Origin of the sequence: Aquilutibacter rugosus, from assembly GCF_036541335.1 — a bacterium.
Classification (GTDB): domain Bacteria; phylum Pseudomonadota; class Gammaproteobacteria; order Xanthomonadales; family Xanthomonadaceae; genus Aquilutibacter; species Aquilutibacter rugosus.
In genome coordinates this window covers 208,273-222,091 of sequence record NZ_JAZHBO010000002.1, presented here as the reverse complement: position 1 = coordinate 222,091, position 13,819 = coordinate 208,273, and the positions used below count along the sequence as shown (strand labels likewise).

12 protein-coding genes and 1 tRNA gene are annotated in these 13,819 nt (G+C 58.9%); 3 read left to right on the top strand and 10 right to left on the bottom strand.

Going from position 1 to position 13,819, the window contains the following annotated elements; translation table 11 throughout:
• Nucleotides 1-2 precede the first annotated feature (2 nt).
• The 5 genes from V3390_RS06300 to V3390_RS06280 form a co-directional block, all read right to left on the bottom strand.
• Complete coding sequence (locus tag V3390_RS06300) at nt 3-1,376, bottom strand: M16 family metallopeptidase (RefSeq protein WP_331703828.1); 1,374 nt, start codon at nt 1,374-1,376, stop codon at nt 3-5.
• A 200-nt stretch (nt 1,377-1,576) separates the two neighbouring features.
• Entirely contained in the window at nt 1,577-2,566 is a 990-nt protein-coding gene (locus V3390_RS06295) for a beta-ketoacyl-ACP synthase III (protein WP_331689997.1), read from the bottom strand.
• Nucleotides 2,567-2,581: 15 nt separating this feature from the next.
• Nucleotides 2,582-2,776, bottom strand: coding sequence for a 50S ribosomal protein L32 (gene rpmF, locus V3390_RS06290; protein WP_331689998.1), 195 nt, complete (start codon nt 2,774-2,776; stop codon nt 2,582-2,584).
• A gap of 70 nt (nt 2,777-2,846) precedes the next feature.
• Entirely contained in the window at nt 2,847-3,383 is a 537-nt protein-coding gene (locus V3390_RS06285) for a YceD family protein (protein ID WP_331703827.1), read from the bottom strand.
• A gap of 76 nt (nt 3,384-3,459) precedes the next feature.
• Entirely contained in the window at nt 3,460-5,328 is a 1,869-nt protein-coding gene (locus V3390_RS06280) for an ArnT family glycosyltransferase (protein WP_406805159.1), read from the bottom strand.
• A gap of 154 nt (nt 5,329-5,482) precedes the next feature.
• On the opposite strand from V3390_RS06280, the gene V3390_RS06275 reads away from it, so the two are divergent.
• A complete protein-coding gene (locus V3390_RS06275; protein WP_331690001.1) occupies nt 5,483-6,004 on the top strand; it encodes a Slp family lipoprotein in 522 nt (173 codons plus the stop codon).
• A gap of 28 nt (nt 6,005-6,032) precedes the next feature.
• Here the strand turns inward: V3390_RS06275 and V3390_RS06270 are convergent, their stop codons facing one another.
• From V3390_RS06270 to dnaX, 4 genes are read right to left on the bottom strand one after another with little or no spacing between them, the layout of a single operon-like run.
• Nucleotides 6,033-6,395, bottom strand: a complete 363-nt coding sequence (locus tag V3390_RS06270; RefSeq protein WP_331690002.1) for a histidine triad nucleotide-binding protein — start codon at nt 6,393-6,395, stop codon at nt 6,033-6,035.
• A gap of 3 nt (nt 6,396-6,398) precedes the next feature.
• Nucleotides 6,399-7,001 carry a recombination mediator RecR gene (recR, locus tag V3390_RS06265; protein WP_331703825.1) on the bottom strand — a complete coding sequence of 201 codons (603 nt, stop codon included), beginning with the start codon at nt 6,999-7,001 and terminating at the stop codon, nt 6,399-6,401.
• Nucleotides 7,002-7,023: 22 nt separating this feature from the next.
• On the bottom strand, nt 7,024-7,338 hold the full coding sequence (locus V3390_RS06260; RefSeq protein ID WP_331703823.1) for a YbaB/EbfC family nucleoid-associated protein: 315 nt from the start codon (nt 7,336-7,338) through the stop codon (nt 7,024-7,026).
• 52 nt (nt 7,339-7,390) lie between these two features.
• Complete coding sequence (gene dnaX, locus V3390_RS06255; protein WP_331703822.1) at nt 7,391-9,055, bottom strand: DNA polymerase III subunit gamma/tau; 1,665 nt, start codon at nt 9,053-9,055, stop codon at nt 7,391-7,393.
• A gap of 252 nt (nt 9,056-9,307) precedes the next feature.
• On the opposite strand from dnaX, the gene V3390_RS06250 reads away from it, so the two are divergent.
• Entirely contained in the window at nt 9,308-10,870 is a 1,563-nt protein-coding gene (locus tag V3390_RS06250; protein WP_331703821.1) for a site-specific DNA-methyltransferase, read from the top strand.
• Nucleotides 10,871-10,874: 4 nt separating this feature from the next.
• Complete coding sequence (locus V3390_RS06245) at nt 10,875-13,526, top strand: DEAD/DEAH box helicase (RefSeq protein WP_331703820.1); 2,652 nt, start codon at nt 10,875-10,877, stop codon at nt 13,524-13,526.
• 114 nt (nt 13,527-13,640) lie between these two features.
• Here the strand turns inward: V3390_RS06245 and V3390_RS06240 are convergent.
• A tRNA-Ser gene (locus V3390_RS06240) sits at nt 13,641-13,733 on the bottom strand.
• Nucleotides 13,734-13,819 lie beyond the last annotated feature (86 nt).

Sequence of the window (13,819 nt, the reverse complement as noted above, 5' to 3'; positions counted from 1 at the left end):
GCTTATTCTCCTTGCTTGGCAGCAGCGGCCGGCACGCGATCGATCACGGTGCGGTTGTTGACGGTGAGATAGGTTTGCGCGACACGTTGAACATCGGCGGCAGTCACCGCCTCGACCCATTGCGGGATGCGGTTGATGACTTCGGCATCGCCCCATAAGGTCTGCAGTTTGGCGAGCGTATCGGCGCGGCTCAGAATGTTTTCGTTGCCGTTGTACCAGGACGCCAGCATCGAGGTTTTAATGCGTGCGAGTTCCTCGGGACTCACGCCATCCTTGACGACGCGAGCGATCTCTTCGTCGACACCTTTCAGCACGTCATCGGCGGAAACACCGGGTTTATAGATGGCAAACAGCGTGAACAAGGTCGGGCCATCGTACGTCCACGGATCGGTGAGACCGTACAGTGATTCCATGGTCATCAGTTGTTCGCGACCCTTGACCATGCCCTGATACAAGCGCGAGGCATCACTACCGGCCAACAGTTCACCCAGCACCGCAAACGGTGCCTGGTCTTTGCTGCCACGCTCCGGAATCTTCCATGCAACAGCCAGGGCCGGAGCCTGTGCCAGCGGATCCTGCTGCTGGATACGCTTCTCGGCGGTGTTCAGACCCTCGCTGAAGTCTGAAGCCTTGGGCGTTTCACGTGCAGGAATATTGCCGAAATATTTTTGTGCCAGTGCAAAGCCCTCGGCGGGTGTCAGGTTGCCGGCAATTGCGAGCACTGCATTGTTCGGACCGTAATACTGGCGATGGAATTCGCGTACGTCATCGAGCGATGCCGTTTCAAGATCCTTGAAACTACCGTAGCCGTCGTGGTTGTTCTCCCACTTTTGAAAAGCCTGCTGACCGATATCAATCCACATGAAACCGCCGTAAGGCTGATTCTTAACGTTGACGCGAATCTCTTCCTTGACAACATCCTGCTGGTTTTTCAGCGTGCCGGGATTGAAGTCGAGACCGCGCATGCGATCGGCTTCGAGCCACAGAATGGGTTCAAGCGCGCTCTTGGGCGCCACTTCGATATAGTTCGTAAAGTCAGGACGTGTCGAACCGTTGTTGCGTCCGCCACCACCGGTGATCACGCGATCGAACACCCCCTCTTTCGCGTTGGCCGAGCCTTCGAACATCAAATGCTCAAACAGGTGAGCAAAGCCGGTGCGGTTGCGCGGTTCCAGGCGCATGCCGACGTGATACACCACGCTCACACCAACCGCCGGCGAGGTCGGATCCGGCGACACCACCACCGTCAGGCCGTTATCGAGTTTTTTGGTGGCAACGGGAATGTCCCATTGATCCGCCGCGAAGGCCGACTGCACCGCCAGACTCAACACGCCGATACCCACGATGCGGCTTACCGCCCGTCCAAAACCGTACATACACCCACTCCTCTGAGATTGAGTGTCCAGCATAGACCTTGGAAGCAGTAAATGGAGATTGGGAAATGGAAAATGGTGCTTGGGAAATGGAAAATGGAAACGGCGCCTTCCGGCGCCGTTCTTTGAGTGAAATAGCGTTTGGTTGCCCTTAGCGGTAACGCGTCAAACCAGTTACCAACTCTCATTTACCATTTTCCGCTTCAATAGCGGATCAAAGCGGAGCCCCAGGTGAAACCGCCGCCGAACGCCTCGAGCAGCAGGAGTTGGCCACGTTGCACGCGACCGGAGCGCACCGCCTCGTCGAGTGCCAATGGCACCGAACCCGAGGACGTGTTGCCGTGACGATCAACCGTCACAATGACGTGATCCATCGGCATTTCAAGGCGCTTTGCGGTGGCCTCGATAATGCGCAGGTTGGCCTGGTGCGGAATCAGCCAGTCGATTTGGTGGCGATCGATGCCATTGGCTTCGAGGGCTTCTTCGACTACGCTGTCCAGCGCCTTGACGGCATGCTTAAACACCTCGTGACCGGCCATAATTACGCGAACACCGGCGCGATCCTCGGCAGGCAGGAAGCCTTTGGAGACGCCAACCGGATTGTGCAGCAAATCGCCTTTGGCGCCATCGGCATGCATGTGCGTCGACAGGATGCCGGTTTCCGCATCGGCCTTAAGCACCACTGCACCGGCACCATCGCCGAACAGAACCGCCGTCGTGCGGTCGGTCCAGTCGAGCATGCGTGTCAGCGTTTCAGCGCCGATCACCAGCGCATTGCGCACGGAACCGCTGCGGATGAACTTATCGGCTACGGTCAGACCGTAAATGAAGCCCGAGCAGGCAGCATTCACGTCGAAAGCCGGACATCCTGCGATGCCCAGCTTGGCTTGCACGATAGTGGCCGTTGACGGGAAGATGACATCGGGCGTGGTGGTGCCGACGATGATCAGTTCGATCTCGTCTGCAGTCATGCCCGCGGCATCCAGAGCCCGTTTAGCGGCCTCTAGCGCGAGGTCGGAAGTCAGCTGACCTTCGGCAGCGATGTGCCGTTGCCGAATGCCTGTGCGGGCCGCGATCCATTCGTCACTCGTCTCAACGGTTTGAGCGAGTTCATCATTGGTGACTACGCGTTCCGGCAAATAGGAGCCGGTACCCGCAATCCGCGAAAACACCTGCGGCGCCGCAGTGGTCATGCCGATGCGACCCGATTACTCGGAATCGACGACTTTCGACTTGACGTCGATGACCTTCTTGCCGCGGTAGAAACCGTCAGCGGTGACGTGGTGGCGGATGTGGGTTTCGCCGGTGGTCGGGTCCGTGGCCAGTTGCTTGGCGGACAGCGAGTCGTGCGAACGACGCATGCCGCGCTTGGACGGGGTGACGCGGGACTTTTGAACTGCCATGGTAATGCTCCGTAAAACAAATCGTATGTTGCGTGAAACGGTACCGCACGATGCGGGACCACTAAAAATGTCAGGACTTTTTAAGAGTGCCTAACGCCGCGAAGGGATTGGCCGCAGCCGTTTCCTCTCCTGGCGGGCTCCACTCCCGTTCCATCATTTCTGTACCCGGCGAGTAAGGCACCAGCGGCACAGCCATGATCAGCTCGTCCTCTACCAGCTCTAACGGACGGATCCGCCCATCGGCCGGAATCAGCATGGGCTCGTAGTCCGGCGGCAGGGCGGCCTCATCGGCCTCGTCCTGCAGCAGACCCAGCCTTTGCCGGATTGCGACTGGATGGTTGAACGGCAGCAGCGTGCGTTGGCACAGCAGCGGCAGTTCAGCCTTGACGGTGATCTCTACGCTGGGAATCTTGAGCTCGTCAGTACCGAACTCGACGCGGTAATCCACCATGTAAGGTGGTGCGTTGAGCGACTCGACACTGTCCGGAGTGGTCAGTAAATCCTTTAAACGTATAAACGCCGCCAAAGGGATTTGTCCCTCAAACTGGCGCCGTGACGATACCAGTTTGCGGACATCGAAAGTGTCGAAGTCGGCGTGAACGGGCATGGTCTCGGACATAAGAGCGAAATTATACCTGCCTGTGGGGCAAATTGTCAAAATAATCAGGCAGTTGCATCAGGCCTTAGCGTACCTGCAGCGGCAGCTCGGACCAGTCCTCAACACTGCCATCGGTTCCGATCAGGCGCAGACCTAACCAGGCCGTCCCCTTGCGGGCTGCGGGCGGGACGCGGAACTGGCCTTCGAAGCCGACATTGGGGTGATTGGGGTCGTTGGAAATCGGCCATTGCGCCTTGGGCGAAGGGTTGGCCGACCCGTAAGTCACACGGGCATCCATGGGCTTGCCGTTCCACAAAACCTGAACGGAGCGTAGGCCCACGCCATCCTTAAAGGCCCAACCTTTGAGCGGCACGGTCTCCCCTGCACTCACCACCTGGCGCGACAACGGGGCGTCCAGCCACGCCATCGCCGGGGTCACGCACGGCCCCGTTCCGGCCGGTCCGTTCAGACGGAACAGCAGGAAGCGTTGCGCACCGTGATCGACGTTGTGCACGATGGGCGCCGGCAGCGGGCCCAGAATGTCGCACAGCTGGTGCAGACGTTGCGGCAGATGCTTGAGCTGCACATCGCTGGCACCAACGACCAGGAGATAGGGCTGCTGCGCGCTGAGCTGCGGACGCACCTGCAGGACTCGCCAGATCGCCAATTGCGGCGCACGGCCGTGGCGGCGATTGAGTTCGTGATCGAGCACTTGAATGTTCGGATCGGACAGCGCAAACCCGAGTTCGGAACCGATCTTGAAGTTATCCGCCAGAATGCGCGAACCCTTGGGCATATGAGCCAACTCGGTCCGCACGTGATCCGCCAAAGAATCCCATCCGGCAAAGTTATTGGCGTACATCTTGGTGGCGGCGGCCTGTTCGCGAATGCGCGGCACCGACACCGCCACGTAATAGCCCAGCATCACCAGAACACCAATGGACGATGTGATCCAGATCGCGCGGCGCCAGAACGGTTTGATCGCATCGAGCATGCCCGGCAGCAATGGCAGCAGTGCCAGATAACCCGGCAACGGCCAATGGAAACTGACGCGCTCGGTATCGGCAAAGAATCCCAACACAAAGAAGCCAACGATGACGAGCCCACCCAGCAGCGCAAAGTAGCGCTTTTGCGGGTCGGCATCATTGCGGTGACGCCAAGCCGTTGCCAGGAACGCAATAAACAGCAGTGGCGTGACGAAGGCACCTTGAATGCCGAGGAAGGAAATGCCATCGGCATGGAATGACCAGGGATGACGATCGACCAGCTGGAAGCGCAAGCCCGCGTCGGCATGATCCACGTTCCACCAGATCAGCGGGATCCAGGCGGCGGCACCCATTGCGACGGCAACGAGTACGCGCATGTCACGCAAGGCACGTCGGCCCTCGGGAATCAGCAGCAGCGCCAGGAATCCGAACACGATGACCGCCGCAAAGCGATAGTGACTCAAGCCACCAATGATCAGACCTGCGGCGAGCTCGAGTGCGGCCAGCTCATCGACATTGCGCAGAAGGCGCGAACCGGCGTCGACACAGAGCAAGGTGGCGATGGCGAGCAGGACATCGGGCAGCGCCATGATGCCGAGCGTGCCGGCCAGCGGCAGCAGCAGTGCAAAAGTGCCGGCGATCCAGGCCTCGCGGATACCGATCTCGCGACGCGTGATGCGCATCACCAAAAAGGGCACCGCTGCTGCGACCAGCAGGAACGGCAAGCGCATGGAAATGGCCAGATTGCCGCCCAGTTCCACCCCCAGCCGATTCAGCCACGCAGTCAGTCCCGGCAAGTCGGAATATGCCAAGGCGGGGTGCTGGCCTTCCTGCCAGTAAAAGACCTCGTCCACAAACGGCGGCAGGCGCGAGGCCACAAACAGCTTGAGGATCAGAATCAGCGCAAATGCGCCCCAAAACAGCCGTTTGGCCCGGTCAATAGAAAAGGTAGAACGCGAATAATCCATGCCGCCCATGGTACCTGACTCGACGTGACAGGTGCCCGAACATTTTCGTGCATTGCGGTCCATCAGCTACTGTTAATACGAACGAGTGCACACTGGGACCATACGGCCGCCGTTGACGGCAGCCGCGCCATAAAACGGGTTTGGAGACATTGCTATGAAACTTAAATTAGCCGTTGCCGGTGCCGCCTTACTGGCACTCAGCGCCTGTGCCACCTTGCCGCCGGAACCGTTGCGCGGTGAGTACACCAAAATCACGCCGGCCGATGCGCAATCCAAGGATTACACCGGTGCCACAACGGTATGGGGCGGTGTGATTGCCAAGACCACGCCGATGCAGGGCCAAACCTGTTTCGAGGTCGTATCGACCCCGTTGGATTCGCAACTGCGTCCGCGTGAACTGCGCGAAGAGTCCGCCGGCCGCTTTATGGCCTGCCGCGCCGGTTTCTATGATCCTGCCGTGTTTGCAATGAACCGCGAAGTGACTTTTGTGGGCCGCGTCAACGGTTACAGCGATCAGAAAATCGGCGACTACACCTACCGCTATCCTAAGATGGATGCACAGACGATCTATCTGTGGGGCAAGCGCGATCGTTATGCCACGCCTCCGTATGGCTCACCGTACGGCTATTACGGTAGCTGGGGCTGGGGCCTCGGGTACGGCTGGCCGTGGTGGTAGCACAGCCTGCTTGCCGCCTAGGCTGCAATCAGTGATGCGAACCCGCGGCACCGAAGCCGGCTAGACGCGTACCGCCCAGCAGGTGCAAGTGCAGCTGATACACGGTCTGTCCGCCATCGGCGTTGCAGTTCATGACGACGCGGTAACCGTTGTCGGCCATGCCTTCGCGGCGGGCATACTCTACAGCGGCCAGCATCAGTTCACCGAGTAATGCGGCGTCTTCGGCCTTGGCATCATTCAAGGTTGCAATGGATTTTTTAGGGACAAACAGCACATGGACCGGTGCCATGGGTGCGATGTCCTTGAACGCGATCACGGAGTCCGATTCGTAAACGATGTCGGCCGGAATTTCGCGATTGATGATCTTGTGAAAAATGGTGTCGTCGCTCATGACTTACTCCTGGATGGCCGCACGGGTGCCGAAGGCGTGGAACAAGGTGCCACGGTCAATGTATTCGAGCTCACCGCCCAAGGGCACGCCATGCGCTAGCCGCGTCGGTGTGATGCCCTGCTCGCGCGCCATCGCCGCCAGATAGTGAGCGGTGGCTTCGCCTTCGATGGTGGGATTGGTGGCGATGATGAGTTCGGACGGCGCGTTCTCGTGGAGGCGAGTCTGCAGCAGGTCCAAACCGAGATCCTGCGGACCGATGCCGTCTAACGGCGACAGGCGACCGTGCAGCACAAAGTACAGGCCGCGATAGCCGGTGGCCGTTTCGATGGCCAGACGGTCGGCCGGCGACTCGACCACGCACAGCAAGGTGCTATCACGCGCTGCGCCGGCGCAGATCGCACAGAGCTCCGATTCGCTGAAATCGCGGCACTGTTTACAGTTGCCGATGTCGCGCATGGCCTTAGTCAACATCGCGCCCAGACGTTCACCGCCGGCGCGCTCGCGCGCCAGCAAGTGATACGCCATGCGTTGTGCCGACTTGGGACCCACGCCCGGCAGAATCCGCAAGGCGTCGATCAGCTGTTCCAGCAGCGGGGATCCGCTCATTGTGTAGTGCTGCTTGTCGGGATCAGAAGCCCATACCCGGCGGCAGCTTGAGGCCGGCGGTTGCGGCACTCATGCGTTGTTCGCTTTCGGCATTGGCCTTAGTGACGGCATCGTTGAATGCAGCAGCGACCAGGTCTTCGACCATTTCCGGATCGGCCATCACCGACGGATCAATACGCACCTTGAGGCATTCAAGCTTACCGGTCAGCGTGACGTTGACCATGCCGGCGCCGGCGCTACCGTTGACTTCAATCTTGGCCAGCTCGTCTTGAGCCTTCTTGACGTTTTCCTGCATGCGCTGAGCTTGTTGCATCAGCTGGGCGATATTTCCGCGCATCGTATTCTCCGAATGATGTGGGTGGATGTGTAAGTTGAATTTGAATCTGAAACTAAGCGGGTCGAATGGAGCCCGGTACCAGACGGGTATCCGCCTCGCTCAGTAACGCCTGCACTTGCGGATCATTGCGGAAGCGCTCTTCGGCCTCGCGCTGAATCCGTTCGACCTCGCGATCTTTGACCGACTGCACGCTGTTGCGTTCGTTGACCTCGGGCCGCAAGTCCACCTGCAGTTCCGCATGCGGATAACCCACAGCTTTCAGCGCATTGCCAAGCGACGCCATCATGCGCTGGTCGTTGAGATGGAAGTACTGTTCCTCGAGTTCGAACTGCAGTGCTTCGCCGTCTCGTGCAACCCAGTGCAACATCTCGGCAAAGTGACGCGTGGGTCCGTTGGCCGGCATGATCTTGACGACCTTGGCCCAGTCCTCGGCGCTTTCCAGCGGCGGGATGTCCAGTGCCGGTTCGGGCTCGGCCGGCACTGCAGCAACGACAGGCGCACTCGGTGCCGGTGCCGGTGCCGGTGCGGCTTCTGCCTTTGCAGCAGGCACCGGTGCAAGTGTTGGTGCGGGTGCGGGAGTTGGTGCGGGTGTAGCCGATGGCACAGCCGCTACGGGAGTCAGACTCACCGCGCTCGGATTGCCGGGCTTAAACGCCAGCATGCGCAACATCACCATGTCGAAACCCGAACGCGGCGATGGCGCAAAGCCCAAATCTCGTTGTCCCTGCAGTGCCATCTGATACCAAAGCTGCACCAGTTCCGGCCGCACCGCGGCGGCCAGTTCACGCACGTTGGCACCGTCGATGGATACATCGGCATCGGCAATCAGCTGCACCATCTGGATCTTGTGGAATGCTTCGTTCAATGCATTCAGAACGCCGGGCCAATCCGGCGAGAATTCGGCAAGGGCTTCGACTTCGCGCATTAACGTTGCCGCATCACCTCGAACCAGGGCACCCAGCAATTCGGCAACGCGAGCCCGATCAACCGTGCCCAGCATTTTCTCGACCGCATCACCGCGCAAGTCACCGCCGGTATAGGCGATGGCCTGATCGAGCAGCGACAGACCATCACGCAGCGAACCGTCAGCACCCTTGGTAATCAGCGCGATCGCAGAGTCATCGGCAGTGATCGACTCCTGCTCCAGAATGTGGCGAATTTGGCCGGAAATCTGGCGCTCATCGAGACGCAGTAAGTTGAACTGGAGACAGCGCGACAGCACCGTCACCGGCAGCTTTTGCGGATCCGTAGTTGCAAGCAGAAACTTGACGTGCGGGGGCGGCTCTTCTAGCGTCTTGAGCAGCGCATTGAACGCGCTCTTGGAGAGCATGTGCACTTCGTCAATCAGAAAGACCTTGAACTTTCCGCGACTCGGGACGTATTGGGCACTTTCAATCAATTCGCGAACATCATCGACACCGTTATTGGACGCGGCGTCAATTTCCACCATATCGAAGTATCGGCCGGCGTCGATATCCTGGCAGGTGGAGCATTGTCCGCAGGGTTCGGAACTGGTGCCCTGCTCGCAGTTGAGACTCTTGGCAAAGATACGGGCGATAGTGGTTTTGCCAACGCCGCGCGTACCGGTAAACAGGAAGGCATGATGGACCCGGCCGGTTTCCAGCGCATTGGTCAGTGCCTTGACCACATGGGTCTGGCCGACGAGTTCTGAGAATTTCTTGGGGCGCCACTTACGCGCCAGCACCAGGTAGGACATCGGATGGGGCTCAGGAGTGAAGTTCTATTTTGGCATGACGGAGCCAGATTCCCTACTCTGGAGTACCAATTCTCTAGGGGAGGTCAGAATCCGACAGTTTCCGACCCAGATTTGGCTGCAACGTAGTCCCAAGGCAGGGGGATTTATTTCCCCCGGGAAGGTATCATCGGGTGAGACAGTTCTGCAGCATTCTAGTGCGACTGAAATCCAAATGGCGGGCAACGCGCGCCGTTGCTATGTTAGGAAAATTGAATGCCTTGGCTGGAATGGCACAACCGCAATGACGATTTGAAAGCGACGGCGAAGACGCCCTACCGCCTTCTTCAACCCGTTCAATCCCTGTCCTACGGCGACGAAGACGCGCCGAACATGCTGATCCACGGCGACAACCTGGAAGCCTTGAAGGCGCTGCTGCCGTACTACGCAGGGCAGGTGAAATGTATTTTCATTGACCCGCCCTACAACACCAAAAGCGCTTTCGAGCATTACGACGACAATTTGGAACATGCGCAGTGGCTGTCGATGATCCACCCAAGAATAACTCTCCTTCGAGAACTTCTGCGAGAGGACGGATCAATCTGGGTGTCCCTTGATGACAACGAGGCACATTACTTCAAGGTAATGTGCGATCAGATCTTTGGGCGCGGGAACTTTATTGCTGACTTGGCATGGAAGAAGCGGGACGGCGCTCCCAATGATCGAAAGATTGGCTCCACGTACGACCATATTCTGGTGTATGCGAAATCAAAGGTTGCCAACTCAAAGAAGACGCTCGCAGAAGAAGCGTTCAATCTCATGGAGCGAACCGAGAAGGCGGACTCCCAGTACAGGTCTTATGAAGAACCGTTCGGTTTCGACGAGCGCGGCCCTTTCCGAAAAGTCGACTCGACGGGCAATGCGAAGGGCGGACGATTTGTCGAAAGCCTGACCTACCCGGTCGTAAATCCTTTCACTGGCGATGAGGTATTTCCGCGCAAGGGGCGGTGCTGGGTATATAAGCGCGAGGTGATGGAGAAGATGGTCGCCGAAAGGCGTTTCTTCTGGGGCAAGGATGGAAAGGCAGGAACGCCCATGCGGAAACTGTTCAAATCGGAAGCCAAAACGGGCATGACTGCCCCGACTATCTGGGACGATGTTGGACTGAATCAGCACGCCGCGCGTGAACTTGAACTCATTTTCGGCGAGAAGGCTGCGTTCGATACGCCCAAGCCAGAAGGCTTGATGAAACGCATAATCGAGATTGCGACGAACAAAGGCGACTTTGTTCTAGACAGTTTCCTCGGTTCTGGAACGACAGCGGCCGCAGCGCACAAAATGGGGCGGCGATGGATCGGAATCGAGATGGGCGACCATGCGCGCACGCTATGTCATCCACGCCTTGTCAAAGTTCTTGACGGAGAGCAAGGCGGCATTTCCGAAGCGGTGGGCTGGCAAGGCGGCGGCGGGTTCCGTTTCTACCAACTCGGCCCCAAAGTGTTCGACGACCAGGGCCGGATCAATCCCGAAATCAAGTTCGAGCACCTAGCCGCGCATATCTGGTTTGCAGAGACGGGCACGGCGCGCAGCACGCGCGCCATGAAGTCGCCACTGCTGGGCGTCCACAACGGCACCGCTTACTACCTGCTCTACAACGGCATTCTGGGCGACCAGCGGCTTGCGGGCGGCAACATGCTGACCATGAAGGTACTGGCGGGCCTGCCGAAGCACGACGGCCCGATGGTGATCTACGGCGAAGGCACGAACATGACCAACGACCGCCTGCGATCGCTGGGGATCAAGTTCAAAAAGACCCCCAACGATATCCGGGCGAGGTGATCGAATGGACTTGAAGGACTACCAGGAAAAATCACTCGCGCGGCTGGCCGACTTCCTGCGCGCTGCGCGCTCGGAGGGCGTTGCCGAGGCGTTCGACGCACACGCGCACCCGGACGCCAAGACCATGCTGGTGCCCGAGTACCGCAACCTGCGCAACAAGGACGGCCAGGAGCTGCCCAGCCTGCGCAACGTGCCCTATGTCGCCATCCGCATTCCCACCGGCGGCGGCAAGACGCTGATGGGCGCGCATTTCATCCGCTGCGCGGCGGACAACTGGCTGGAACGTGACCGCCCGCTGGTCGTGTGGCTGGTGCCAAGTCGTACGATCAAGCAGCAGACCCTGGACGCGTTCAAGAATCGCCGCCACCCCTACCGCCAGGAACTGGACGCCGCGTTCGGTGGCCAGGTGTCGGTGCTGGATGGCGACGACATCGAACAACTGACGCAGCAGGAACTGGCGACGCGCACCTGTATCGTCATTGCGACGCTGGCGGCGGCGCGTGTCGAGAACATCGACATCCGCGACTTCTATGCGCACAAGGAGGCGCTGGAACCGCATTTCATCGCCTTGCCGAAAGACGCCCCACTGCCGGACCTGGAACTGACGGAGGACGGCAAGGGGCCGCGCTTCTCGTTCGCCAACCTGCTGCGGCTCCACCGCCCGCTGGTGATTACCGACGAGGCGCACAACGCGACCAGCGACCTGTCCGGCGTCGTGTACGAGCGTCTGGCCCCTAGCGCCATCATCGAACTGACCGCCACGCCGGACATGAGCACCAGCAATGTGCTGGTGCGCGTGTCCGCCTCGCAGTTGTTCGCCGAGCAGATGATCAAGTTGCCGGTGATGCTGGAAGAGCACTTGGACGGCTGGCACGTTGCCCTGCGCCATGCTTTGCTGCGACGGCAGGAGTTGGAAGAAATAGCAAGGAAGGAAACCGACTACATTCGTCCGATCCTATTAATCCAGGCCGAGCATAAGGGTGGCGAGGCGACTGTCGAAACAATCTATAACTACCTGACAGGCGAAGACGGCGAACGGATTAGCTCCGAATGGGTAAAGATTGCCACTGGCGACCAACGTGAGCTCGACGGGATCGACCTATTCGCAGAAGACTGTCCCGTACGCATCATCATCACGATGGAAGCGCTGAAAGAAGGCTGGGACTGTTCTTTCGCCTATGTGCTGTGCTCTGTATCAGGCACGAAGTCCGCGACCGCCATCGAGCAGTTGCTGGGCCGCGTTCTGCGCATGCCCTATGCGCGCATGCGCACCCATCCGGCCTTAAACAAAGCATATGCTCATGTCGTGTCGCCCTACTTCGGCGCCAAGGCTGTCGAATTCACAGACCATCTGGAGAGCATGGGTTTCTCGCGATTGGAAGCCGCGCAGAACCTCCCGACACAACCGCCGCTGATCCCTGACGATGGCGAACACCCCGCGCTACGGGTCGAGATGCTCCGGCTCACGGCAACAAAGAAGCCCGACTTGGCGAACGTGCCAGCGGGCGACCTGCGCAACATCACAATCAAGCCCGCCGAAGAAGCAGGCAAGTTCGTGGTGGAAGTCAAGGGCGCGATACAACCCGAGAGTGTCAAGGCCATCGCAAAAGCGTTCACTGGCAAAGCCAAGGAGCAGGTACAAACTTCGCTTGAGCAACACAACGAGCGAGCGACCTTACGCCAAACTCCGGCACAAAAGGGAGTTAGGTTTGAGGTGCCACAGCTATCGATTAAGTTCGGTGAGCGGATCGTGCCTGTCGAAAACGACTTGTTGATGGAAGACGGATTTTGGAACCCTGCGGACACGGCGGGCAAGTTGGACTCGCTTTCGTTCAATACACGCGCCCAAACTTGGGAGATCGACCTCGGCGAGAAAACGGTGACCATGAGCATGGTTCATGAGCCGGAAACCGACTACCTGTTCGGGTTAGCCGGTGATTGGGAGGAGTCCGACTTGCTCATCTGGCTCGAAAACAAAGTTGTCCAGAATGACGTTCGCCAAGAGACGATGATTGAGTGGATAGCCCAAGCATTGGCACCGCTGAAGCGAAAGGGATACAGCTTGGGCCAGCTTGTGCGCGGAAGATTCATTATTGCGCGGCGTCTGTTGCAATTGCTTGCAGACGCCAAGCTGCAGCGTGGCAACCAGGCTCACAAGAGTTTATTCAGCCTTGACTCCATTGTGGTCGATCCCGGTGTTGTATTCAGGTTCTCGGATTTGGCCTACCCCATGCGCTCGCCGTGCCCTGCTCCGCTTGAGTGGTCCAAGCACTACTACGCGGTCCCGGGCGATCTACCTTATCGTCGTCGGGATGGCCAGTTGGCGGAGGAGTACCGCTGCGCCACGGCCATTGACCGCAATCCGGATGTGGAGGTATGGGTCCGCAACCTTGCGCATCCAACCCAGTTCCGGTTCCCAACAGCAACCGGATCCACCTACCCTGACTTCATTGCGAAACTAAAGGACGGTCGAATTTTCGTGATCGAGTACAAAGGTGACGACCGATACACGCATCCTAAGAATGTGGCCAAACGTGCTGTCGGCGAACTCTGGGCAAAGAAGAATCCAAATGGCCTCTACCTCATGCCACGGGAGCGCGACGACGAAGGACGCGACATTGACCAGCAAATCGCGCACGCAATTCTCGGAAATTAGTTACTGTAAAAAGATCAGGAGATCATACGCAGCCCTGTTCCGGGGGGGGGGTGGTTAAATATCTGATCCGCAGATACCAAAAAACCCCGCCCAATTGGGCGGGGTTTCTGTATCTGGCGGAGAGAGGGGGATTCGAACCCCCGAAGCGCGGTTTAGACGCTTACACACTTTCCAGGCGTGCTCCTTCAACCACTCGGACACCTCTCCAGATTTCTGCGCCGAGGCGACAGAACGCAATATTCTAGCGGATTTGGCCCTCGTAGGCAACGTAGCGCCGGCAAGGTGGCATCCGA

What these genes read in the sequence shown, in the direction of transcription:
- V3390_RS06250 (WP_331703821.1), top strand. Translation starts at nt 9,308, where the DNA reads ATGCCTTGGCTGGAATGGCACAACCGCAATGACGATTTGAAAGCGACG.
- rpmF (WP_331689998.1), bottom strand. Translation starts at nt 2,776, where the DNA reads ATGGCAGTTCAAAAGTCCCGCGTCACCCCGTCCAAGCGCGGCATGCGT.
- V3390_RS06295 (WP_331689997.1), bottom strand. Translation starts at nt 2,566, where the DNA reads ATGACCACTGCGGCGCCGCAGGTGTTTTCGCGGATTGCGGGTACCGGC.
- V3390_RS06300 (WP_331703828.1), bottom strand. Translation starts at nt 1,376, where the DNA reads ATGTACGGTTTTGGACGGGCGGTAAGCCGCATCGTGGGTATCGGCGTG.
- V3390_RS06275 (WP_331690001.1), top strand. Translation starts at nt 5,483, where the DNA reads ATGAAACTTAAATTAGCCGTTGCCGGTGCCGCCTTACTGGCACTCAGC.
- dnaX (WP_331703822.1), bottom strand. Translation starts at nt 9,055, where the DNA reads ATGTCCTACCTGGTGCTGGCGCGTAAGTGGCGCCCCAAGAAATTCTCA.
- recR (WP_331703825.1), bottom strand. Translation starts at nt 7,001, where the DNA reads ATGAGCGGATCCCCGCTGCTGGAACAGCTGATCGACGCCTTGCGGATT.
- V3390_RS06285 (WP_331703827.1), bottom strand. Translation starts at nt 3,383, where the DNA reads ATGCCCGTTCACGCCGACTTCGACACTTTCGATGTCCGCAAACTGGTA.
- V3390_RS06270 (WP_331690002.1), bottom strand. Translation starts at nt 6,395, where the DNA reads ATGAGCGACGACACCATTTTTCACAAGATCATCAATCGCGAAATTCCG.
- V3390_RS06280 (WP_406805159.1), bottom strand. Translation starts at nt 5,328, where the DNA reads ATGGATTATTCGCGTTCTACCTTTTCTATTGACCGGGCCAAACGGCTG.
- V3390_RS06260 (WP_331703823.1), bottom strand. Translation starts at nt 7,338, where the DNA reads ATGCGCGGAAATATCGCCCAGCTGATGCAACAAGCTCAGCGCATGCAG.
- V3390_RS06245 (WP_331703820.1), top strand. Translation starts at nt 10,875, where the DNA reads ATGGACTTGAAGGACTACCAGGAAAAATCACTCGCGCGGCTGGCCGAC.